This is a genomic window from Microbulbifer mixtoriginis (SeqCode) (genome assembly GCF_052466765.1).
In genome coordinates, this window is sequence record NZ_CP174289.1 from 3,655,604 (window position 1) to 3,677,658 (window position 22,055).

The following is a 22,055-nucleotide window of genomic DNA, read 5'->3' on the forward strand; positions in this document are numbered from 1 at the left end:
TCTTACGCCGCAGAGACAGCCTCCCCGGGGTGGGGAGGCGAAGGATAGATAGCAGGGGGATTAGACGTTGAAGCGGAAGTGAATTACGTCACCATCAGCGACAACATAATCTTTACCCTCCAGGCGCCACTTGCCTGCGTCTTTGGCCCCAGCCTCGCCATTGTGATCGACAAAGTCACTGTAGCTAATCACTTCGGCGCGGATAAAGCCTTTCTCAAAGTCCGTATGGATCTTGCCGGCGGCATTCGGAGCGGTGGCTCCCAGCGGAATGGTCCAGGCACGCACTTCCTTCACTCCGGCGGTGAAGTAGGTGTGCAGGCCCAGCAGCTGGTAACCGGCGCGGATTACCCGGTTCAGGCCGGGCTCTTCCATACCCAGTTCTTCCAGGAATTCTTGCTTCTCATCGTCGTCCAGTTCGGCGATTTCCGCTTCAAGCTTGTTGCAGATGGGTACCAGTACAGCGTTCTCTTCAGCGGCAATGGCGGCAACGGCGTCCAGGTGCGGATTATTTTCGAAGCCGTCTTCGTGCACGTTGGCAATGTACATGGTGGGCTTCACCGTGAGCAGGCTCAGTTCACGCAGGTCCGTCAGTTCATCTTCGGACAGGCCAAAGGAGCGCAGCGGCCTAGCTTCGTTCAGGTGTGGCAGGATTTTTTCCAGCAGCGCTTTCATCTTGATGGCGTGCTTGTCCTGCCCCTTGGCAGCGCGGGTAAAACGTTGCAGAGCTTTCTCTACGGTGTCCAGGTCGGCGAGGGCCAGCTCGGTGTTGATCACCTCAATGTCGGATACCGGGTGTACCTGGTTGGCAACGTGGATAACGTTGTCGTCTTCGAAGCAGCGCACGACATGGGCGATGGCGTCGGTTTCGCGGATGTTGGCGAGGAATTTGTTGCCCAGACCTTCGCCTTTAGAGGCACCTGCAACGAGCCCAGCGATATCGGTGAATTCCATGGTGGTTGGAATCACTTTCTGGGGCTTGACGATCTCCGCTAACTTGTCGAGGCGGGGATCCGGTACAGGCACTACGCCGGCATTGGGCTCAATGGTGCAGAAGGGGAAGTTCTCTGCGTCGATTCCCGCCTTGGTCAATGCATTGAAGAGGGTGGATTTGCCCACGTTAGGCAGGCCGACAATACCGCAAGTAAAACCCATGGTGATATTTTTCCGTTTGCCTGAGGCGCGTAGCGCGCGCTCTGCTAATTGCGTTTGAAGTCCGGTAGTGATTACGCTGGCGGGAGTCTGGGCGGGCTGGGTAGCGCGGCCTCCGAATGATCCGGGCCAGCCGGGAAAATACCGGCAATTTGGCGCAGCACACTATCGAGATTTCCGGGGCAAAAGGCAAGCCGCCCGGTGGGATCTATTTGGCGGTGTGCAGCGTTTTCATGGCTGCGCCCCAGTCGCCGCTGGCGGCGGTGGGCAGCACGTCGATCGAGTGATCGATGGCGTCAGCCAGAGTTTCCTGTTCCGCCCTGGGGGCGCGCTGAAGGACAAAGCGCGCCACTTCGCTGGCGCTACCGGGGTGGCCGATGCCGAGTCGCAGGCGCATAAAGTCCCGGTTGTTGCCCAGAGCGGCAATAATATCCCGCAAGCCATTGTGTCCGCCGTGACCGCCGCCAGCTTTCAGGCGCGCGATACCGGGGGCCAGATCCAGCTCATCGTGAGCGACCAATATGGCTTCCGGGGGAATTTTGAAGAAGTTCGCCAGCGGGCCTACAGCCTGGCCACTGCGATTCATATAGGTGGTGGGAATCAGCAGCCGGACTTCCCGGTTGCCGATCCGCACACGGCCGGTGAGGCCGTGGTATTTGCTGTCGGAGCTGAGCTGAGTGCCGTGGCGGCGTGCCAGTTCGACAACAAAGTCGGCACCGGCGTTATGTCTTGTCCGGTCATATTCCGGCCCGGGGTTGCCCAGGCCGACAATCAACTGGATCGGAGTATCCGGTGCCGCAGCCAAGGTGATTACTCTTCGCCTTCGCCAGCTTCTTCGGCTTCAGCTTCAACAGCGCCGCGAGGCTTGTGAATAGAAGCTACAACCAGGTTGTGGTCTTCGCCGTGGCTCAGATCCGCAGACTCAACACCTTCCGGCAGTTTCAGGTCGGAGATGTGCAGGATGCCATCCAGTTCCAGGTCCGCCAGGTCCACTTCGATGAACTCGGGCAGTTTACCGGCAGGAGCATTGACTTCCAGCTCGGTCAGGGTGTGAGAAACGATGCCGCCGGCCTTAACGCCTTTACAGGTTTCTTCGTTGAGGAAGTGCAGGGGCACTTTCACATGTACTTTGGTGCTGGCGGAAACGCGCTGGAAGTCAATGTGCAGAAGCAGCTGCTTTGCAGGGTGACGTTGCAGATCGCGCAGAATAACTTTCTCTTCTTTGCCGTCGACGTTGATGGTCAGCATGGAGGAGAAGAAAGCTTCGTTTTCCAGGGCCTTGAACAGGTCCTTTTGCAGCAGGGATACTGACTGCGGCTCAACTTCGCCACCGTAAACGATGCCGGGTACACGGCCTTCCAGGCGACGCAGGCGGCGGCTCGCACCTTTCCCTTCATCGCTGCGGGCAATGGCGTTCAGTTTGATATCAGACATGGGTAAAACCTCGGGTTGTCTGTCCAGAGAGACCTGCGACCGGACCGCTCTGGCGTTAGTGTAAATTGGGCGCTTGCCCAGAAGTAATAGCCCGGCAGTGCCGGGCGGGCGCGTATTCTACGGGAATCAGTCCCAAACGCAAAGTGCCCCGCTGCTACGGGGCACTTTTCTATTTGCCGATAAGGAGTCCTTAGCGGAACATCGCAGAGAGGGATTCCTCATTGCTGATACGGCGCATGGACTCGGCCAGCATGGCAGACAAGGTCAGCTGGCGAATTTTTGGAGCCTTTTCCATTTTGTCACCCAGGGGGATGGAGTCGGTAACCACCAGCTCATCCAGAACGGAGTTGTTCAGGTTGCTGATGGCATTGCCGGACAGTACTGGGTGGGTACAGTAGGCGACAACTTTCTCGGCGCCGTGTTCTTTCAGGGCGTTGGCGGCGTTGCACAAAGTGCCAGCGGTGTCGACCATATCGTCTACCAGCAGGCAGGTGCGGCCACTAACTTCACCGATGATGTTCATCACTTCGGCAACGTTGGCGGCGGGGCGGCGTTTGTCGATGATGGCTAGGTCGCAGTCGAGGCTCTTGGCCACGGCGCGGGCACGAACAACACCGCCAATATCGGGGGATACCACAACTAGGTTCTGGTACTTCTGGCGCTCGATATCGTCGAGCAACACGGAAGAGCCGTAAACGTTATCCACAGGCACATCGAAGAAGCCCTGAATCTGCTCGGCGTGCAGATCGACAGTCAGTACGCGGTCGATACCCACGCTCACCATCATATCGGCAACCACTTTTGCGGAAATTGGTACACGCTGGGAGCGCACGCGACGGTCCTGGCGGGCGTAGCCGAAGTAGGGAACCACTGCGGTAACGCGGCCGGCTGAGGCGCGGCGCAGGGCGTCAACCAGTAGGATTAGCTCCATCAGGTTTCGATTGGTGGGCTGGCAGGTTGATTGCACTACGAAAACGTCGCGACCGCGCACGTTGTCGGTAATTTCAACTGCAATCTCGCCGTCGGAGAAGCGCTTGACCGTGGCTTCGCCCAGGGGGATCGCCATATGGTCGACAATTTTCTGCGCCAGTTCCGGGTTTGCGTTGCCGGTGAAGACCATTAAGTCAGCCACTGCGAGTTCCTTTAATTCTGTCTTGAAGTGAGTTTGAAGTGTAGAAGCCGGCATAGTTTGCTAGCAGTTAGGATGCGATAGCACCACTTTTTATAGGGGGTGAAAGAGCGGATCGCGAAGCTGTTAAGTGTACTAGCCGCCGCTTCTTGTCACCCAGGTGGTTGCTTTGATATTCGGAGAGCCTCCGGGTCGTCGGCAGTGAGTTGCATGCAAAGCTGCCTACGACATTATTCTTTTGAATTCGGGGGTAGGCTTTTAGTAGCCCGCTACGAATGGCCTCGGCCGGTTGGGTCAGTGTCGACTGAAACATGTCGGAACCGGTTTTTGTTGCTGCCACTGTATAAAAGAAAATGGCTGGGGCGGAAGGATTCGAACCTTCGCATGACGGGATCAAAACCCGCTGCCTTACCGCTTGGCTACGCCCCAGTATCTTTCCTCAATTGCTTGAGGTTAATTTCGCGAGCTGCTGATGTGTCGGTGAAATCTGTACACCGGCCGCAACAAAACCCTGCCATTTTCGCGGTAGCCTGGCAAGTGCCGATCGGGCTGCTTGCTCAGTTTCGAAGGCGGCAAAAACGCAACCTCCGGTGCCGGTGAGTTGTGCTGGCGCAAATTGCTGCAGCCACTCTCGGGCATCGCGAACTTCAGGGTAGAGACTCTCAACAAGTTCCTGGCAGTCGTTACCGGAAAAAGCTTCCAGTTTTTTACTGCTGAGTGGCGTTTCATTGAGCTGCCCCTCGCGAAGGGCCGCTAATGTAATTGCGTCGGAATCTCTTGTCAAACGGGAATCGGAAAAAATTTTTGCGGTACTCACCTGGCAACCGGGAGCAAGGACTAAATAGTGGCGTTTTTCTGTGCAAAGTGGTGTGAGTTTTTCTCCAACACCTTCGGCCCAGGCGGTGTGCCCTCGCACAAATACTGGAATATCTGCGCCGAGTTGCCGGCCAAGCTCGGCGAGGGTATCGATGGATAGATGGCACTGCCACAGATAGTTGAGACCGAGCAGAGTAGTGGCTGCGTCGCTACTGCCGCCGCCGATACCGCCACCGTGTGGCAACTTTTTACTCAGGCGGATATCTGCACCGGGAAGCGATTTATTCTGCCACTGCATATTTTGACGCAGCAGCAGAGCTGCGCGATAGACCAGGTTGTCCTGCTCGGGAACATCCAAAGCGCCTGCATCCACACGGATAATGCCGTCGTCCCGCAGGGAGAACTCAAGACTGTCGCCGTAATCGAGTATTTGAAAGAGAGTTTGTAGTTCATGGTAACCGTCGGGGCGACGGCCGAGTATACGCAGAATCAGGTTGAGTTTTGCGGGGGCGGGTAAGGTCAGCATGCGGGAATGTTGGGCCGGTTAATTCTGTTGGGCGCATCATACCCGCATGCCGGGGCTTCGGCATTTAAAAAGCCCAGTCCTTAATTACCAGAGTGACTTGTACCGGCCCGGCGGCACCGTTGGTCTGGGCTTTAATACGTGTGGGAAGTAAGTAAGGGCCGTTTTGGCGATAATCGCTGAACCGCAAGGACCAGCCGGATTGTTGCAGGCTCTGTAGCTCGCCCTGGCCGTTGTGTTTTTCAGCGCCTCTTGGCCCAGGCGCGGGAAGACCGCGTACCCAGTAGAACATTTCCCTAGCCGGCAGCGGCCAGCCCAGAGTTTGCTGAGTGAGTTGGGCGGCATCGCGGGCGACTACCGGCGCTTCATTGCCGCGCACCAGACTGACACCGCCAGCGGAACCGGAAATTATCGTGGTACCAGCACCCAAGGGGCCGCTTAAGTGAATACGAAAATTTTGCGGGCCACTCTGTTGCCAGGTCAAATTGGCACTGCCGTTATCTGCCGGAGAGCGCACGCCGAGTTTTCCTTTGATAGTCCACTGCTTAAGTTGGGCTACCGAAGTGGGAGCCGCAGTTTCGCCGGGGGGCTCCTGAGCAACGGGCTCTTTGGTCTTTTGGCCAGCACAAGCGGAGATCAACAGAGTCAATGCTGTTGCCAGGAGAAAATAAAACTTACGGGTAGCGGCGTCAGTTGTCGGATACATGTTGTTCCAGTGTTTCTTTGATTTGCAGTCGTTTCATCGCAGCCGGAATAATTTTGCTCTCTGGATTGGCGGCCAGCCCATCGTTCCAGACTTTGAGGGCCGCTTCGCGATCCCCCTGAACCCAGAGTACCTCACCCAGGTGGGCAGAGATTTCGTGATCCGGCAGTTTTTCCAGGGCTTTGCGCAAATATTTTTCCGCGTCGCGATAATTCCCCAGACGGTACTGCACCCAGCCCATACTGTCGATAATGGCTGGATCCTCCGGTTCCAGCTCCAGAGCCCGGCTGATAAGTTGCAGGGCTTCCTGGCGGCGGGTCTCATCGTCGATCAGTTTGTAGCCCAGTGCATTTAATACCGTGGCGTTATCCGGGTCGCGTTCCAGTAGTGTACGCAGGTCCTTCTCAAACGCTGCGGCATTGCCCAGCTGGTCGTTGAGCAGGGCACGGCTATACATCAGGCGGCCGCTGTTATTCAGTTTAGAAATGGCCTGGTCTGCCACTTGTAGGGCCATCTGTGGCTCACCATTCCTGCGCAGCAGTTCGACCTCCATCAGGAAAAAATGTTCTACCTGTCCGGGGTGCCGCTCTCGCAACTTGGCAAACCACAGGTTGTTCTCACGGTGTTTACCGCTGGCTGCGAGTAGCTTGGTGCCCTTGGTGATGGCCTCCACGTAATCGTTGCCGGGTTGCACTTGTTGGAAGTGAGCGGCGGCGGTGTCGTTGTCACCCCGCTTTTGCGCGAGTCCGCCCAAGTAAAAGTGTGCTGCCGATTCGTGTTGTTTTAGTTCCAGTAGGCGGTCGAGTAGGGGTTTGGCTTCACCGAGCTGGTTGGTTTCATAGTGAATCAACGCCAGGGATAAAATCAGGTTGCCGTCCTCTGGACGCTGTTTGACTAATTCGGCGAATTGTTGGCGAGCAAGATTGAGGTCTTCGCGAATAAGCAGGCGCGCGTATTGTAGGCGCAGGCGGGTTTCCTCTGGATAAATTTTGACTAAATTTTCCAATAATTGAATGGCTTCGTTGCGTCTATCCAAGTCCACCAAAAGATGGCTTTGTAGCAGCGGTGCATCGATTTGTTCGGGGTGTTGTTCCTGAATGTGGCGTACCAGTGCGAGGGCGCGCCTGTACTGCTTCGCATCACGCAATACCATGGCATAGGCCATAACGACTTCATCGTTATTGGGGTAAACCTCAGCCAGCCGGGCAAATTCTGCACGAAGTTGTTCATCGAGTTGTTGGTGGCCGATGGCGGTGGCGGCGAGGGATTGCATCGGTGCTTTGCCGCCGAGAGCGAGCGCTCTCTCTGCGTGTTTCATGGCCTCTAAAAACTCTCCAGACAAGGTGAGCTCTGCGGTCAGTGCCAGTTGGGCATCCGCATTGTCCGGCTCCAGCTCAGCCCACAACTGTGCCGAACGCAGTGCGGCCTGACGCGCATTGAGAAAGCGTGCGATGCGGGTTGCACGCGCTGCCACGCCTGCATCTTTAGTAACTTCAGCCTGGTGGTAGTAGTTGGCCAGGGCCACATCGTACTGTTCGCGTATACCGGCGACTTCGGCTACCAACAGTGTGTAAAACGTATCTATGGGGAAGCTGCGCGCTGCATCCTCCCCGGCGGCGGCCGCCCCTTCATCGCGGTGCTGCTCCCGAGCTGAAGGCTCGGTTTCCTCATTGGTTGCCGTTTCAGGCGGTATTTGGGCGCAGGCACTCAGTAGGTAGACGAAGGATAGGCAGAGCGCACCGAGTGATAGAGTTTGGTTTTTGAGGAGGGGGAGCGGACGACGGGGTGGAAGCATAGATCGTATCCATACATGGCTGCTACTGGGATGCAGTGTCAGAGTGGCGTGTTTTAAACGTTTATCGCCATATAATTCTAGCCGTGAATCCGCTTCTGGAGCACGGGCCCTGGGCCGGTTATTCAAATCAGCGCATAATTAAACCGCCTCATCAGCTTGCAAGCAAAGCGGTGGCCCGTGAAAATGCGCCCCGAATGCGGATGACGCGCCTCTAGATTTAGCCGACGGAATTCTATGCCAATTGTTACCCTGGGGATCAACCACGACAGTGCGCCAATCGAGGTGCGCGAACGGGTCGCTTTTGCACCCGAGGTGATGTCCGGTGCCCTGGGGGATGCGCGCAAGGCGCTCGACTGCCGGGAACTCGCCATTCTTTCCACCTGTAATCGCACCGAAATCTACGGCAATGTGGAGGCGGAGCCGCTGCTGCAGTGGCTGGCCGAGTACCATCAGGTACCGCTGGAGCAGCTGCGAGGTTGCAGCTATATCCACAGTGGTGAGGCGGCGGTGCGCCATATGATGCGCGTCGCCTGTGGGCTCGATTCACTGGTCCTTGGGGAGCCGCAAATTCTTGGCCAGATCAAGTCCGCCTATGCGGTGGCGCGGGAGTCTGGCAGTGTCGGCAGCGAGTTGCACCGGGTTTTCCAACGGGTATTTACCGTGGCGAAAAAGGTGCGCACAGAGACGGCGATTGGTGAAAACCCCGTCTCTGTTGCCTATGCGGCAGTATCCTTGGCTTCGCGTATTTTTACCGACTTGAAGCAACAGACTGCGCTGCTGATCGGTGCCGGTGAGACGGTGGAACTGGTGGCGCGCCACCTGTTAGATCAGGGCATTAAGCAGCTGATCGTGGCTAATCGGACTCTGAGTCGCGCGCAGTCTTTGGCGGAAAATTTCGGTGCTGAAGCGATACTGTTGGCAGATATTCCCGAGCACTTGTCCCGCGCCGATATCGTGATCAGCTCCACCGCCAGTCAGCTGCCGATTTTAGGGAAGGGGGCGGTGGAATCCGCGCTGCGCAAGCGCCGTCACAGCCCCATGTTTATGGTGGATATCGCGGTGCCACGGGATATTGAAACCGAGGTCGGTGAACTGGACGATGTCTACCTGTACAGTGTTGACGATCTGCGCGGCGTGATCGATGAGGGGATGCGCTCCCGCGAACGCGCCGCTGAGGCCGCCGGGGAAATTGTAGATAGCGCTGCGGCGGAATTTACCAAAGAGGGGCGTGCTCTCGGAGCGGTGGACACGATTCGCAGCTACCGCCAGCGCGCACAGCAGATAAGTGGCACCGAACTTGAGCGGGTACTGCTGCAGCTCGATAAGGGCGATGACCCCAGGCGTCTGCTGGAGCAGCTGGCCCGTTCACTGACCAACAAATTGATCCATGCTCCCACGATCAGCCTGAAAAAAGCGACTGCGGATGGCGATCTGGAGCGGCTGCGTATCGCCCGCGAAATGGTGGGGCTCGATGATCTCGCCGATACCGAATTAGAGAAAAAACAGAAATGAAAGAATCCCTATTGAACAAGCTGGAGAATCTGCAGGAGCGCCACGAAGAAGTTTCCGCGCTGCTTGGTGACGCCAGCATAATTTCCGATCAGGATCAGTTCCGTGAGCTATCGCGGGAGTACTCCGAGCTGGAAGAAGTGGTCAAGTGTTACGGCCGTTACAAACAGCTGAAAGAGGATATGGCTGCGGCGCGGGAAATGCTTGGCGAGAGCGACCCCGAGATGCGTGAAATGGCCCAGGAGGAGCTGCGTGAGGCAGAGGTCCAGGTGGAGCCCATGGAGCGCGAGCTGCAAACCCTGCTGCTGCCCCGGGACCCCAATGACCGCAAGAATGTCTTCCTGGAAATTCGCGCTGGCACCGGCGGTGACGAAGCGGCGATCTTTTCCGGCGATCTTTTCCGTATGTACTCGCGTTATGCCGAAAAACAGGGCTGGCGTATTGAAATTGTCAGTGAGAATGCTGGCGAGCACGGCGGTTACAAAGAGATTATCACCCGTGTGGCCGGTGAAGATGTTTACGCCAGGCTGAAGTTTGAATCCGGTGCACACCGTGTGCAGCGAGTGCCGGAAACTGAATCCCAGGGGCGTATTCACACTTCCGCCTGTACCGTGGCGGTAATGCCGGAGCCAGACGAGCGCGATGCGATCGAGATCAATAAGGCCGATCTGCGTGTGGATACCTACCGCGCTTCGGGAGCTGGTGGTCAGCACGTCAATAAAACCGACTCCGCTGTGCGCCTGACGCACCTACCCACCGGCATCGTGGTGGAGTGTCAGGACGAGCGTTCCCAGCATAAAAACAAGGCCAAGGCGATGGCACTATTACAGGCCAAGCTTTCCAGCGAGCAGGAGGCGGCTGCTGCACAGGAGATCTCTGATGCCCGTCGTAGCCTGGTGGGTAGCGGCGATCGTTCCGAGCGCATTCGCACCTACAACTACCCCCAGGGGCGTGTAACCGATCACCGTATCGGTCTGACCTTGTACAAGCTCGATGAAGTGATGCAGGGTGCCCTGGAAGAGGTGATTGAGCCGCTGCGTACCGAACACCAGGCGGATCAGCTGGCGGCGATGGGACAGTAGTTGCCGTGTTGTATGGCGATATTGGGTAGCGTTTTCCTATGAGCAGTGTGAAGGATAATCTCGCCCGTAGTATGGAACTTATCGACAGTGAGTCAGCGCGACTCGACGTAGAGGTCCTGTTGGCACATATTCTCGGTCGTGAGCGCAGCTGGCTGTATACCTGGCCGGAGTACGAGCTGAGCACGAGTGAGCAGAGTGAGTTCGATGGACTGCTGACGCGTCGTAAAGATGGTGAACCTGTGGCTCACCTGACCGGTGAGCGGGAGTTTTGGTCTCTCATCTTGAGGGTCGATACCTCTACATTAATTCCCCGCCCGGATACCGAACTGCTGGTGGAAGCCGCGCTGGAACTCTGCCCTCAAGAGAAATTGCGCGCACTCGACCTGGGTACTGGTAGCGGGGCAATTGCCCTGGCATTGGCCTCGGAAAAACCGGGATGGCAGATTATTGCGGCGGAGAAGTCTCCCGCTGCCCTGGCGTTAGCGGAGGATAACCGCAGGCGCCTCGGTTTCACCAATGTGCAGATCCTGGAAAGTGATTGGTTTGCCCAGTTGCCGCCCCAGCAATTTGGCCTGATCGTCAGTAATCCCCCCTATATCGATGCAGCGGATCCTCATCTGGCCCAGGGCGATGTGCGTTTCGAGCCACACTCTGCGCTAGTGGCTGAGCGCCATGGGCTGGCGGATATTGAAGAAATCGCCAATTGCGCGGGAAGTTTTCTGCAAGACGGCGGCTGGCTGATGGTAGAGCACGGTTGGCAGCAGGCAGAATCCGTACGGGAAATTTTTATTGCTGCCGGTTACAGAGCGGTGGAGAGTCGCAAAGACTATTCCGGCTGGGAGCGCATAACCCTGGGGCGAAAAAACTAGCCGGGCGGGTATTACTAGGATTTAAAAGGGAGGGAGCTCATGCACGATCACGTTCACCATCGCAATGGAAATGGCGCCCTCCGCCCGCTAATTATTGCTCTGATTCTGACGCTTAGTTTTTCAATTGTTGAGGCCATCGGTGGATGGCTGTCGGGCTCCCTGGCGCTACTCGGGGATGCCGCCCACATGCTCACGGATACTTTTGCCCTGGCACTGGGTGCTATTGCTGCGGTGCTGGCAAAAAAGCCCGCAGACCGTGAATTGTCGTTTGGCTGGGGGCGTGCGGAAGTATTGGCAGCAGTGACGAATGGCCTGATTATGTTGCTGATTGTTGTGGGAATCTCCTTTATGGCGATCAACCGCCTGCGCAACCCCCAACCGGTGCACGGCAGTACGGTGATGTTGATAGCTGCGGCGGGCCTGTTGATCAATATTCTGGCGGCTTGGGTGCTACTGCGTGGCGAGCGCACGCTCAATATTCGTGGCGCATTGCTTCATGTGATGGGGGATATGCTCGGCTCAGTAGCCGCCCTGGCTTCGGGTGCGGTGATTTACTTTACTGGCTGGGTGCCGATTGATCCGCTGTTATCGCTGTTGATCTGTTTTCTGATTTTGATTTCTTGTGTGCGTCTGCTGCGTGATGCGGTGGATGTGCTAATGGAGCGTGTTCCTCGGGAATTGAGCCTGCCAGTTGTGGGGGAAGCCCTGGCCGCGGAGGTAGGTGTGCGCTCAGTACACGATCTGCATATCTGGCGTCTGGATTCCAGCACCATCTCTCTGTCGGCACACATTGTGGTGGATGATTTAAGTGCTTGGCCCGCGGTGTTGGAGCGCTTGCGGAGGACCCTGACCAAGCGCTTTGATATCGAGCATATCACTTTACAACCGGAGCCCCTGGAGCAGCCCAGCCCAAGGGTTATCGATAAAGTGAGTGGCCCGCAGTAGCGGGCTAGTCCTCGTCCCCTTGGAGGTCCGCGGCGCTATTGTCGGATACTCTTGTTTTTTGGGCATCTGGAGATTGGGGTTTTTGTGCAGCCGTCTCTTCTGGGATGACCTCTTCGGGCGGGCTGATTTGTTCCTGCGGAGCCTGGATACCGATGTGGTAGGCGGCGAAGCCAGGTTGCACCACCTGATCCAGCGCCATGCCGAGAATACGGCCGTTGTGCTGCGAGCGAATTTCTGTGCGCACATTGGTGATGGGATTGGTCACTGTGCCCAGTAGATCTCCCTTGCGCACAAACTCTCCCAACTGAACCTCACTAAAAATAATGCCGCCAGTGGAGGCCCGCTGCCAGGTGGAGTTGTAGTATACGGGCTCGGGATCACCCCATAGGCGGAACTTGCTCACCATACCCAGTTGGTTAAGCAGGGTGCGAATCCCTTTCACACTGTGGCTAACGGAGCGCTCGTCCAGCACCATCGGCGCGCCGGCTTCCAGGGTTACGGTGGGGATACCCGCATCCACCGCGGCGCGACGCAGGGTACCTTTGGCCCCGGCGCTGTGCAGTACCACAGTGGAGCCAAAACCCTTGGTCATTTTCACGATTCTGGGGTTGGTGAGGTCGCCGCGTAACTGCGGCAGGTTGGTGCGGTAAAAAGAGCCTGTGTGCAGGTCTACCACTGCATTGCAGTGGCTGATGACTTCGTGGAAAAAGGAGTTGGCAATCCGTGAGGCAGAGGAGCCATTAGGGTCTCCGGGGAAGTGCCTGTTCAGGTCGCGGCGGTCGGTGAGGTAGCGTGAGCTGCGGTGGAAGCCCTGCAGATTAACGATAGGCACGCCGATTACCGCGCCACTTAACTGTTCAGCATCGAGGTCGTACATGACCCTGCGCACCGTTTCTACGCCGTTTAATTCATCTCCATGGACCGCTGCGGTCAGGCAGAGTACCGGTCCCGGTTTGGCACCGTTGACAACCAGGACGGCGGTGGGGCTGTAGACACCCTCAAAGTGTTGACTGGGAGACCAGGCCAGGCGGGTGGAGGTTGCCGGGGTTACCTCGGCACCGAGCAAGCGCAGGGGTTTGGCCTTTTCCACTTCTATAGAAATATTGCCGGTAGGGGATGATTCTGGCTGAGTGGATGTATCTACTGTAGGCCTGGTTTGCGGCTCTTTATTTGAAGGCGGTGCTTCCAGTTCATTGATGGGCTGGTCTAACTGCAGATTTTCCGCCTGGGGCAGTGATTTCTGAGGGGGGGCTTCCCCATTGGCCTGCGTATCAATAATTGGTTCCGCGGCGCCAGTGGGTGGGCCCAGCTCGGTAATCACCGGCTGGTCCAATTGCAAGTTTTCCGCCTTTGAGATGACGCCTTCCTGCTCTTTTTCCTGTGCCTTCACGTTGGGTTTTTCTTGCTCGCCGATGGTGGCACTCACTGCCCAGGCCTGGGCTGAGGCCAAAATCAGGGCAAGGCTCAACAGGCGCCGGGGCCTGCTGGGGAAAAGGCGCGGGATCATTGGGTAACTCCGATTAACTGCTTGTGCGGGCGGTGCCGGTTATTATTGTTGCCCGGCACGCTTGGAGACTTGGAGCGCCAGTATAGTCAAAGCGTTCCCTGGGAATGTGAACCAACCTGTATTCCCCAGGTTTTGGCAATGGCTTTGCGGCTGGTTCGGCGCAGTCGAAGCGCCAATAGGATCGAGGCGGTGCCCAGGCCGATACAGACACCAGTCCAATAGCCATAAACGCCCCAGAAGTTTTCGCCCAGCCAATAGGCACTGGAGAGCCCTACCAGCCAGTAAGAGAACAGCTGTATATACATGGGAACGCGGGTGTCTTTATAACCTCGCAGTGCTCCCCAGGCCATGGCTTGAGCGGCGTCTACCAATTGGTAGGCGGCACAGAGCAGTAGTAGGTTGGTTGCCACTGCGATAATTTCCGCATTGTTGGTATAAGCCTGCACAAACAGGTGGCGAAAGGTGATCAGTAGTACACCTGTTCCGAGGGCATACACGACGCCACTACCAATCCCCACCTTGCCGGCAAACAGTGCCCGCTTGGGGCGCTTCTGGCCGAGTAAGTGAGCCGTACGGATGCTCAGGGCCTGGGCTAGAGCCAGGGCTACCAGGTAAAAAATCGAGCCGATACTCATGCCGATTTGATGCGCTGCCACTATGGCTGCGCCATAGGGAGCGAGCAGAATCGTCAAGCTGGCAAAAAATGTGACCTCACTGGCAGCGCCGACACATACTGGCAGCCCTACAGCCAAAAGATGTTTCAAAATGGGCCAGTTGGGCCTGGGCGGTATCAGTTTTAGCTTGAGTTGGTGGTATACCGGATCTGTGGCGGCATGCCAAAACAGGGCGATAGCAATCAGGGTGCTTACCGCTGCGGTTGCCCAGCCACAGCCGGCACCGCCCATAGCTGGTATAGGGCCGGCGCCAAATACAAAGAGAATGTCCAGGGGGATATTGAGCAGGGCGGCGGCCAGATAAATACGCATGACTGGGCGCACCTGTCCCATACCCTCACAATAGCCGCGCAGTGCGGTTCCGAGGGCAAAGGGTAGGGTGCCTACCGTGAGTGCCAGGATATAACCCTGTAAAACCTGTCGAACAGGCTCCTCGGTTTTGATCCACTGGCTCCACACAGGCACGGCGAGCAGGGCGAGTAGCACTAATATGCCGCCGATCAAGCCAATCCAGAGAGCTTGGTGTAGCTGGGCAGCACAACCTTCCTCATCGCGACTTCCGCGCAAGTGGGCAACAACCGGGGATACTGCAGCGAGCAGGCCGATCAGGGTAACTGCGCATACAGCCCAAATACTTGAGCCCAGCGCCAACCCGGCCAGGTCTACCTCCCCAGCGTTACCGGCGACAATGGTATCCACAACGCCCATGCTCACCACTGCCAAGTTACTGACTACTAAGGGCCCCCCCAGAGTGGTGAGGTGGGAGAGTTCGGTGGAGATGGCGCGTCGGTAAATCTTGAGCAAGGGAAAAACCAAGTTTATTAAGGCAGAGCCTGTCGATGATTTTGGTATATCAGCCAAGTTCAGCCGGGGCTGGGCAGAAAATGTTATTGAGGCAGTCGGTTGTGCCAAATGATCTTTAAAGCAGAGCGGGGGAGCTGGATGGGAGCTGACAGCAAGAATTTCCCGTCGCCATAAAGGCGGAATATTCTACGGCTAAATCATGTTTTCTCCCAGCGGCTACAGAGGAATTTCCTGCAATAATCTGGCGACTTTGTGCGGTGTGAGAAAGATACAACCGTGGCTGACGGCAACTTCTCGGTAGTGCCAGCCGGGAATCTTTTGCGCGCGCTCACCGCTTACATTGGCTGGGGGGTAGTAGGGCTTGGTGCAGCGAATAAAAGTACAGCTCGGTCCTTGCTCGGGTGGGAGTCTCATTTGGATGGGATCCAAATAAGTTTTCACGGGGTGAGGGGTCATACGCCGGCGCAGCCAATTTTGAACATCCTGCTTCTTAATCCCCATTTGCGCCGGATCTATCGGTAAAAAACAGCGGGTGCCGTGAATTTCTTTTGCCTCTGCCAGGCGTTGTGTGAGGATATCTTGCGGTAGTTGTTCGGCAAAAGCGTGATCGGGATTGGGAATGGCACCATCCAGGTAAACGAGATGGCGAATGCGCTCGGGAAGTGCGTCAGCGGTGCCGGCGGCCGCCATGCCCCCAAAGCTGTGCCCCACTAAAATCACCCGGTTTAATTCCTCAAATTCGATTACGTTCACCAGGTCTTGGATAAAGGTATCCATACCTATTGTGGGTGAAAGTAAATGATGTCTCTCTCCCAGGCCTGTCTGGGTGGGGGTGAATACCCGGTGTCCGTTGGCAGTCAGCAGCCTGGCTACGGGGCCCCAGCACCATCCCCCGAGAAATAGGCCATGAACCAGTACGTAGGTATTCACTATGCATTTACTCCATTCCGCGATTCGGAAGAACAAGCTTAGTTGGAGGCAGTGTAAGAGATGCCTGGGCCGCTCGACTAAAGTGAACACATATACTGAAAAGAGAGTGAAAAGGATGGTTCTGTTATGAATACCCTGGGTCGTTGGTATGGCTGCTTTGTGCATTGGGTGCAGAAAATCGACTGGCTCGGGCCTCTGGCACTACGGATTTATTTGGCGCCGATTTTTATTTTGGCGGGCCTCAATAAAATGGGGGATATCAATAGTGTGGCCGCTTGGTTTGGTAACCCCGACTGGGGTCTTGGCCTGCCGGCACCACTGTTTATGGCTTGGGCAGCGGCATTGACGGAGTTTTTTGGTGGTATTGCCATCCTACTGGGGTTTGCCACTAGGTTGGTGGCGATCCCCTTAATGTTTGTGATGGCGGTGGCGGCGTTTACCGCACACTGGGAGAATGGGTGGTCAGCCCTGCCTGATAAAACTCTGGTTGCTCCTTGGGAGTGGCGCGAGGACCTGATTGATGAAGCCATCACTCGCAAAGAGAAGGCTATAGAACTCCTAAAAGAGCACGGCAACTATGAGTGGTTATCCGAGAAGGGTAGTTTTACTGTTCTGAAGAACGGCATAGAGTTTTCTGCGACCTACTTCATTATGTTGTTGGCACTGTTATGTAGTGGGGCGGGGCGCTTCTTTAGTATTGATTATTGGCTGTGCCGCCACTGTAGTGGGCGAGAATCCACCTAGAGTGGTGGTATACTCGCCGATTATTTGAACATTTGAGCGAGTATTTCACTTGATAGGAAAGTTGTTCCGCCGTTCCTCCTCCTCTGAGGAGAAGACTCCCCGCCAGGGAGACGAGCACTCCCAGCAGCGTAAAAGTGGCCAGAATCCCTCTAAAAAGCCTCGTGGGGGCCAAAAAGCCGAGGGGAAGTCTGGCCAGAGCGAGGGAGGTTCGCGCCGGAGCGGCGGCAAAAGTTCCCAGAGGGGACGTCAGCGTTCTCGCTCTCCTAAGGCGGAGGCCTCGGCAACGCCCTGGTCCTTGGGTGATTTCAAGGTTCCAGAGCACGAGGGCAAGGTCCGCTTCCATGACCTGGGCCTGCCGCCGGAGCTAATGCGCGGTATTCACGACCTGGGTTTCCAGTACTGCTCGCCAATCCAGGGCCATTCTCTACCTCACACCCTGAATGGCCACGACTTGGTGGGCAAGGCCCAGACAGGCACTGGCAAGACCGCAGCTTTCCTAATTACGGTCATTGATGATCTGTTGCGTCATCCCTTTGATGGTGAGCGCTACGCCGGTGAAGCCCGCGCCCTGATCATCGCTCCCACTCGCGAGTTGGTAATGCAGATCGCCGATGATGCCAAGGCGTTGTGCAAATACACCGACTTGGAAATCCATACCCTGGTGGGGGGGATGGATTACGATAAGCAACAGCGCAATCTGAATGAGCGATTAGTGGATATTCTAGTGGCGACACCGGGGCGCCTGTTGGATTTTGTCGGCAACCGCGATTGCTTCCTGGATCAAGTGGAAGTGCTGGTGATCGACGAGGCCGACCGCATGCTGGATATGGGCTTTATTCCCCAGGTTCGTAGGATTGTACGCCAGACACCTCGCAAGACTCATCGCCAAACCATGTTTTTCTCTGCCACCTTCACCCCCGAAGTCGATGACTTAGTGGAGCAATGGACCGAAGAGCCGGTAGTGGTAGAAATTGAACCTGAACGGGTTGCTACCGATTCCGTCGAGCAGCATGTCTATCTGGCCGCTAGTGAGGAGAAGTACGCACTCCTCTACAATATTTTGCAGCGAGATGAGGTGGACAGCCTGATTGTCTTTGCCAACCGCCGCGACCAGTGTCGCCGCTTGCATGAACACCTGCTCGCCCACGGCATTTCCGCCGGTCTACTCTCCGGCGAAGTGGCACAGAACAAGCGTGTACGCACTCTCGACGACTTCAAGTCGGGTAAAACCAAGGTGTTGGTAGCCACGGATGTCGCCGGGCGCGGTATCCATATCGATGGCATTAGTCATGTGGTGAACTTCACGCTTCCTGAAGAGCCTGAGGATTACGTTCATCGCATCGGCCGCACCGGTCGTGCTGGCAAGACTGGAACATCGATCAGCTTTGCCTGTGAAGATGATGCTATGCGTCTGGAGCCGATCGAGCAGTTACTGGGACAGAAGCTCAAATGTGAAGTCCCACCCGAAGAGCTACTACAGGAACCCCCGAGAGTCGAAGTGCGTCGCAGTGGTGGTGATAGGGACCATCGTGGAGGGCACGGTAACCGTCGCGGTGGTGGCCGGGGGCGTTCTCGCCATTGACTCCATTTAAGCTAATAGGCCGCTAAAGGCCTATTGGCGTTTCTAGTAATTGGAAACATACCTTATCTACTCAATAAGTAATGAGTGCATCAGTTTTTGCCTTTTTCCCTCTTCTGACCTCCCTTTTCTATCCTTGAACTACACTGGTATAGATTTTTCCTGTTGTTGGGATTTTCACTCCGTGGGCTGCCTCATTTGTTCAGATGTTTGACGCAGCCTTGCATTCGGATGTTTTTTTACCTATGTAAAATCAAAAAGTATTCGAATGCGAACTCTCTTCCTTCATATCGGTTTTCATAAAACTGGCTCCAGTGCACTGCAGCTTGCTCTAAAACAATCCACCAAACTATTAAGTTCAAAAGGTATAGAGTTTCTTTCCTTGGGGAAAAAGGGGAGTTCCTCTCGTACTGTCGATTTCCAGAAAAAAAATGGTCGAATGTCCTATCGTCTGAACCGGCGGCTTAGTGACTTACTGGCATCAAGTCGCGGTGATAATGTCGTTGTGTCTGCGGAGCACCTTTGTTTTCTGCATACGTTTGAAGATATTGACAGTCTCTACAAGGAGTGTCGAAGATTTTTTGACCGCTGCCAAGTCGTTGTTTATTTGCGACGGCAGGATTTACAGGCATTCTCATTTAAAAGGCAGGCTGCACGGGCGGCAGCACCTGATGTCAGCCCCTCCAGCTTGTTATTTGGGCATTGCGAAGGTGCTTTCCCACATCTCAATACTGACTTAATGATGTATTTTGACTATTTTTCAAAGTTAAAAATATGGGCTGCAGTTTTTGGGGGAACTGCCCTGAATGTGCGGGATTTCTCTGCTGAGTTCTTGCGTGAAGGCGATGTGGTTAGTGATTTTTGCTCATTGCTTGGAGTGAATTTTTGCATCCCATCTGTTCGTGTGAATGAGGGAGTCGGTCGAAAGGAATTTCTGTTAACTAATAAGCTAATAGAGCTTGGCGTTTCTAAGTCGGAGATTAAAAAAATCAAGCCGATGATGAGGTTGGAAGTTTCAGAGCCTTTCCCTGCAAAAGTTGAGGCAGAGCGCTTCTTTAGACGATTTGAGTGCTGTAATAAATCGCTTAACAGTCATTTCCTCAAACATTCTTCGGGTTTGGCATTTAGTGATGATTTTTCTGGATATCCCGAAGAGGGAAATGACTATTTAACCCTGCAGGATTTATCCTCTTGGTTACCGCAGATTCTATCTGCCGGTGTGAGGCATCCCCAACAGTTGCGCGATGCTCTGTTAAGAGAGTCTCTGCAAAGCCTGATGGGAGAGTACCTCGAAAACCCATTGTTATTACGTGAGCTAGAAGGAATTATGAGATGCTTGTCCCCCGTAATTAAGGATAAGCCAGTTGATGTGCCCCGGTTGTGGTCTCTTCGCAGCTGATTTCTACTAAAAGTGCTTTCTTATACCAGCTGGTTTTCTATTTGCGAGTCAACTGTTTGTAGTGAGAGAGTACTTGGTTGGCAACTTTCTCCCAGCTGAATTTCTCTTGTACCACGGCAAGTGCGGCATTCCCCATGCGATTACTCAAATTTCGGTCATTCATTAGTTGCTTAATGGCTCCTTGTAGATCTTCCACAGAGCCAGGCCTTGTCAAAATGCCTGTAATGCCATCGTTGACAATATAAGGCGTGCCGCCAACATTTGAGGCTATCAGGGGGAGTTCCGAGGCCATTGCCTCCAGGCCGGCGATACTCATTCCCTCCATAAAAGAAGGTAGCGAAGAGGCGTTTGCGGCGCGGTAAATGTTTGACATCTCCTTGTTGCTGACATTACCGAGAAAGTGTGCGTGTCTTGAGCTTATTTTATCTTTTAGTAACTCTTTAATTTCTGCTGACTCTTTACCCTCGCCAGCAACAACCAGATACAGTTGGGGGTCATCAATCGCTGCAACTGCCGCAGCTAAAAAACGCACACCTTTTACCCGTTCGAGTCGGCAGCCGATAGCAATAACATAAGCACTTTCTGGAATCGATAATTGTTCTCTGAGAGAGGATTCTCCCGGATGAAATACAGAAGTATCTACACCATTACAGGTAAAGCTTATCGGTTTTTGGTAACCCGTTTCTCTAGTGTTGGCAATAAGGGTTTCACTGACAGCAAGTATGCTAGAAGTAATATCCAATTGTTTGCGCATCTTCTTGAGCGCTTTCTTCCCTTTTTGTGCTCTTTTGACAAATGAAGAGGTGTGATTGGTGAAAATAACGGGAACATCTAGCCCCTTGCAGGCATTTAAAGGACGCATGCCGTGCACATGCACAATGTCAACTTTACGTTCACGTACTTGTTGGCGAATTTTTCTGCGTAATAGCCAGTCGTAGAGTAGGTGACTGTCTGGCAACTTCAGGCGCTCAACAGTTACATCGTCAAAACAGTCAGTTTCGGGAGTGTTCTCATAAGGCTTTCTGGTCAGTACGTGTACTGAGTGATTAAGCTTGGCAAGCGCTCTAGAGAGTTCGAGCACATGAGTCTGAACCCCACCGATGGAGGGTGGGAATTCATTGGTAATCATTAAAATATTCATTAACGCTTGTACTAATAATTAGGTGGGTGAGTAACTGCCTAGCCAGTGTGATGCATTTTTAGTGAGAAGCAGACTCATTCTGCCACTCACTGGAGTCAAAGAAACATTCATCTAGAGATCAAGAGACAGACAATTACCTTGTTTCTATCTAGGCTGGGTATTGGTGAGAGTTTGTGCCAGGATCTCCCTCCCTGCGCAGTCGCTCTACCCAGAGTGCGGTACCCCCTGCCACTGCCGCAGGCATTACGAAGATATTCAAAATGGGCACCATCTTGGCCAGCATTACGCTTCCACCAAAGGCGAGGCTGGTTAGTTTGCGCCTGCGTAGTACGCTCTTTAGTTCGTCAAAAGGACGCTGGTGGTTATCGAGAGGGTAGTCAACATACTGTATTGCCATACACCAGGCACCCCAAACTGCAGCTAATACGGCAGGGATAATTATGGTCCAGCTGGTTACTGTGGATATCAGAAAAATGATCACTCCCCAGAAAATAAAATAACCTAACTTGCGCAGTTCCCGTCCCAGTGTGCGCCATACCATCTGTATCATTGGTTCAGCAGGAGGTGCTTTACCGGTGAGAAGTTCTTCAACTTTCTCGGCCAGGAGGCCATTAAAAGGAGCCGCAATAATATTGGTGATTATCCCAAACAAATAGCCATAGGCGAGGAAAAATAAAAACAACACCAGAATTGCAATGATCCAGGCGAGCCAACGAAAAACGCTGGCGGTCCAGGCGGCACCTTTGGCCATCACGGCTTCCCACCAGGACATATTGGTAGTGTCCACTGGGGTGTGTGACAGCAGACTGCTGATAAACTCACTGAGACCACCGAGCTGGGTAATCATGATGCCGCTGATCACGATAAATAACACTAGGTTGATCAGCAGGGGGACCAGGATAAAGGGGCGTAGTTCACGCTTGGTTAATAGGCGGGCGCCGCGCATTAGCGCGTCAATACCATGGACTGGATTTGAAGTCATAAAGTTACCTCTCGCAGGTGCGCGGCGGCCAATCAGTGTTTAGCACCGGCGGCTTTTAGTATTTCTATGTACTCGTTGCTCTGGCGGTGTTCACTGATGCGGGTTAATAAGGTTTTTCCATCCGGATCCATACTGTTGAGGTCGTGACCTTCGGCGAGAAATAGTTGTACAAAAGTGGCAAAACTCTCCGCTTTCATACTGCGGTAGGCGCGCTCAAGCAAATGGAAATCCCGGTTGGTATTTTTTGGTGCTTCTCCCACCAGGAAGCCGGCAATTCGCTCCTCGTCAAATACTTCACCGAGGACTTTTTGTTTGTCTTTTTTTAGGCTCAAAATCTTTTC

At 54.7% G+C, this 22,055-nt stretch carries 20 protein-coding genes and 1 tRNA gene; 7 read left to right on the forward strand and 14 right to left on the reverse strand.

The features are described from left to right. Positions 1 to 60: 60 nt before the first annotated feature. The 8 genes from ychF to ACJJIV_RS15960 all read right to left on the reverse strand — a co-directional run bounded on the left by ychF (position 61) and on the right by ACJJIV_RS15960 (position 7,549). Positions 61 to 1,152: a redox-regulated ATPase YchF gene (gene ychF / locus ACJJIV_RS15925; protein ID WP_444889605.1), complete on the reverse strand. Its 1,092-nt coding sequence runs from the start codon at positions 1,150 to 1,152 to the stop codon at positions 61 to 63. Between the two features lie 205 nt (positions 1,153 to 1,357). Further along, positions 1,358 to 1,954 carry an aminoacyl-tRNA hydrolase gene (gene pth, locus ACJJIV_RS15930; protein ID WP_444884009.1) on the reverse strand — a complete coding sequence of 199 codons (597 nt, stop codon included), beginning with the start codon at positions 1,952 to 1,954 and terminating at the stop codon, positions 1,358 to 1,360. 5 nt (positions 1,955 to 1,959) lie between these two features. Beyond that, the gene (locus ACJJIV_RS15935; RefSeq protein WP_444889606.1) at positions 1,960 to 2,583 is read right to left on the reverse strand and encodes a 50S ribosomal protein L25/general stress protein Ctc; all 624 of its coding nucleotides are present in this window, start codon (positions 2,581 to 2,583) and stop codon (positions 1,960 to 1,962) included. Between the two features lie 190 nt (positions 2,584 to 2,773). Next, positions 2,774 to 3,703: a ribose-phosphate pyrophosphokinase gene (locus tag ACJJIV_RS15940; RefSeq protein ID WP_286037025.1), complete on the reverse strand. Its 930-nt coding sequence runs from the start codon at positions 3,701 to 3,703 to the stop codon at positions 2,774 to 2,776. 363 nt (positions 3,704 to 4,066) lie between these two features. Then, a tRNA-Gln gene (locus ACJJIV_RS15945) sits at positions 4,067 to 4,141 on the reverse strand. Positions 4,142 to 4,151: 10 nt separating this feature from the next. Next, on the reverse strand, positions 4,152 to 5,054 hold the full coding sequence (gene ispE, locus ACJJIV_RS15950) for a 4-(cytidine 5'-diphospho)-2-C-methyl-D-erythritol kinase (RefSeq protein ID WP_444889607.1): 903 nt from the start codon (positions 5,052 to 5,054) through the stop codon (positions 4,152 to 4,154). A gap of 64 nt (positions 5,055 to 5,118) precedes the next feature. Further along, positions 5,119 to 5,757: a lipoprotein insertase outer membrane protein LolB gene (lolB, locus tag ACJJIV_RS15955; RefSeq protein WP_444884011.1), complete on the reverse strand. Its 639-nt coding sequence runs from the start codon at positions 5,755 to 5,757 to the stop codon at positions 5,119 to 5,121. Next, positions 5,741 to 7,549 carry a tetratricopeptide repeat protein gene (locus ACJJIV_RS15960; protein WP_444889608.1) on the reverse strand — a complete coding sequence of 603 codons (1,809 nt, stop codon included), beginning with the start codon at positions 7,547 to 7,549 and terminating at the stop codon, positions 5,741 to 5,743. Before ACJJIV_RS15960 ends, lolB begins: the two co-directional genes overlap by 17 nt. A 234-nt stretch (positions 7,550 to 7,783) precedes the next feature. On the opposite strand from ACJJIV_RS15960, the gene hemA reads away from it, so the two are divergent. From hemA to ACJJIV_RS15980, 4 genes are read left to right on the forward strand one after another with little or no spacing between them, the layout of a single operon-like run. Beyond that, the gene (gene hemA, locus ACJJIV_RS15965) at positions 7,784 to 9,061 is read left to right on the forward strand and encodes a glutamyl-tRNA reductase (RefSeq protein ID WP_444889609.1); all 1,278 of its coding nucleotides are present in this window, start codon (positions 7,784 to 7,786) and stop codon (positions 9,059 to 9,061) included. Beyond that, entirely contained in the window at positions 9,058 to 10,140 is a 1,083-nt protein-coding gene (prfA, locus tag ACJJIV_RS15970; protein ID WP_252083027.1) for a peptide chain release factor 1, read from the forward strand. The genes hemA and prfA overlap by 4 nt, the downstream gene beginning before the upstream one ends. Positions 10,141 to 10,178: 38 nt before the next feature. Further along, a complete protein-coding gene (prmC, locus tag ACJJIV_RS15975) occupies positions 10,179 to 11,009 on the forward strand; it encodes a peptide chain release factor N(5)-glutamine methyltransferase (RefSeq protein WP_444889610.1) in 831 nt (276 codons plus the stop codon). Positions 11,010 to 11,048: 39 nt separating this feature from the next. Further along, entirely contained in the window at positions 11,049 to 11,954 is a 906-nt protein-coding gene (locus tag ACJJIV_RS15980; protein WP_252083025.1) for a cation diffusion facilitator family transporter, read from the forward strand. Between the two features lie 4 nt (positions 11,955 to 11,958). Here ACJJIV_RS15980 and ACJJIV_RS15985 read toward each other — a convergent pair whose 3' ends face one another. The 3 genes from ACJJIV_RS15985 to ACJJIV_RS15995 form a co-directional block, all read right to left on the reverse strand. Further along, positions 11,959 to 13,461, reverse strand: coding sequence for a succinylglutamate desuccinylase/aspartoacylase family protein (locus ACJJIV_RS15985; RefSeq protein WP_252083024.1), 1,503 nt, complete (start codon positions 13,459 to 13,461; stop codon positions 11,959 to 11,961). 86 nt (positions 13,462 to 13,547) lie between these two features. After that, positions 13,548 to 14,939: an MATE family efflux transporter gene (locus ACJJIV_RS15990; protein WP_252083023.1), complete on the reverse strand. Its 1,392-nt coding sequence runs from the start codon at positions 14,937 to 14,939 to the stop codon at positions 13,548 to 13,550. 216 nt (positions 14,940 to 15,155) lie between these two features. Further along, positions 15,156 to 15,869: an alpha/beta fold hydrolase gene (locus ACJJIV_RS15995; RefSeq protein WP_252083022.1), complete on the reverse strand. Its 714-nt coding sequence runs from the start codon at positions 15,867 to 15,869 to the stop codon at positions 15,156 to 15,158. A gap of 126 nt (positions 15,870 to 15,995) precedes the next feature. Here ACJJIV_RS15995 and ACJJIV_RS16000 point away from each other — a divergent pair, with 126 nt between their 5' ends. From ACJJIV_RS16000 to ACJJIV_RS16010, 3 genes are all read left to right on the forward strand, one after another. Then, positions 15,996 to 16,613 (forward strand): HvfX family Cu-binding RiPP maturation protein, encoded by a 618-nt coding sequence (locus tag ACJJIV_RS16000; protein WP_252083021.1) that lies wholly within the window; start codon positions 15,996 to 15,998, stop codon positions 16,611 to 16,613. 49 nt (positions 16,614 to 16,662) lie between these two features. Then, positions 16,663 to 18,195, forward strand: coding sequence for an ATP-dependent RNA helicase RhlB (rhlB, locus tag ACJJIV_RS16005; protein WP_444889611.1), 1,533 nt, complete (start codon positions 16,663 to 16,665; stop codon positions 18,193 to 18,195). 265 nt (positions 18,196 to 18,460) lie between these two features. Then, complete coding sequence (locus tag ACJJIV_RS16010; RefSeq protein WP_444889612.1) at positions 18,461 to 19,591, forward strand: hypothetical protein; 1,131 nt, start codon at positions 18,461 to 18,463, stop codon at positions 19,589 to 19,591. A 37-nt stretch (positions 19,592 to 19,628) separates the two neighbouring features. Here the strand turns inward: ACJJIV_RS16010 and ACJJIV_RS16015 are convergent, their stop codons facing one another. The 3 genes from ACJJIV_RS16015 to ACJJIV_RS16025 form a co-directional block, all read right to left on the reverse strand. Then, complete coding sequence (locus ACJJIV_RS16015) at positions 19,629 to 20,732, reverse strand: glycosyltransferase family 4 protein (RefSeq protein WP_444889613.1); 1,104 nt, start codon at positions 20,730 to 20,732, stop codon at positions 19,629 to 19,631. A gap of 148 nt (positions 20,733 to 20,880) precedes the next feature. After that, positions 20,881 to 21,714: a sulfate transporter CysZ gene (gene cysZ / locus ACJJIV_RS16020; RefSeq protein WP_252083017.1), complete on the reverse strand. Its 834-nt coding sequence runs from the start codon at positions 21,712 to 21,714 to the stop codon at positions 20,881 to 20,883. 32 nt (positions 21,715 to 21,746) lie between these two features. After that, complete coding sequence (locus tag ACJJIV_RS16025; RefSeq protein WP_444884018.1) at positions 21,747 to 22,046, reverse strand: PA4642 family protein; 300 nt, start codon at positions 22,044 to 22,046, stop codon at positions 21,747 to 21,749. Between the last annotated feature and the right edge of the window lie 9 nt (positions 22,047 to 22,055).

Bases quoted from the DNA above. Each gene is read 5' to 3' on its own strand.
- ychF (WP_444889605.1), bottom strand. From the start codon at position 1,152: ATGGGTTTTACTTGCGGTATTGTCGGCCTGCCTAACGTGGGCAAATCC.
- ACJJIV_RS15935 (WP_444889606.1), bottom strand. From the start codon at position 2,583: ATGTCTGATATCAAACTGAACGCCATTGCCCGCAGCGATGAAGGGAAA.
- ACJJIV_RS15940 (WP_286037025.1), bottom strand. From the start codon at position 3,703: ATGGTCTTCACCGGCAACGCAAACCCGGAACTGGCGCAGAAAATTGTC.
- ispE (WP_444889607.1), bottom strand. From the start codon at position 5,054: ATGCTGACCTTACCCGCCCCCGCAAAACTCAACCTGATTCTGCGTATA.
- lolB (WP_444884011.1), bottom strand. From the start codon at position 5,757: ATGTATCCGACAACTGACGCCGCTACCCGTAAGTTTTATTTTCTCCTG.
- ACJJIV_RS15960 (WP_444889608.1), bottom strand. From the start codon at position 7,549: ATGCTTCCACCCCGTCGTCCGCTCCCCCTCCTCAAAAACCAAACTCTA.
- hemA (WP_444889609.1), top strand. From the start codon at position 7,784: ATGCCAATTGTTACCCTGGGGATCAACCACGACAGTGCGCCAATCGAG.
- prfA (WP_252083027.1), top strand. From the start codon at position 9,058: ATGAAAGAATCCCTATTGAACAAGCTGGAGAATCTGCAGGAGCGCCAC.
- prmC (WP_444889610.1), top strand. From the start codon at position 10,179: ATGAGCAGTGTGAAGGATAATCTCGCCCGTAGTATGGAACTTATCGAC.
- ACJJIV_RS15980 (WP_252083025.1), top strand. From the start codon at position 11,049: ATGCACGATCACGTTCACCATCGCAATGGAAATGGCGCCCTCCGCCCG.
- ACJJIV_RS15985 (WP_252083024.1), bottom strand. From the start codon at position 13,461: ATGATCCCGCGCCTTTTCCCCAGCAGGCCCCGGCGCCTGTTGAGCCTT.
- ACJJIV_RS16000 (WP_252083021.1), top strand. From the start codon at position 15,996: ATGAATACCCTGGGTCGTTGGTATGGCTGCTTTGTGCATTGGGTGCAG.
- ACJJIV_RS16010 (WP_444889612.1), top strand. From the start codon at position 18,461: ATGCGAACTCTCTTCCTTCATATCGGTTTTCATAAAACTGGCTCCAGT.
- ACJJIV_RS16015 (WP_444889613.1), bottom strand. From the start codon at position 20,732: ATGAATATTTTAATGATTACCAATGAATTCCCACCCTCCATCGGTGGG.
- cysZ (WP_252083017.1), bottom strand. From the start codon at position 21,714: ATGACTTCAAATCCAGTCCATGGTATTGACGCGCTAATGCGCGGCGCC.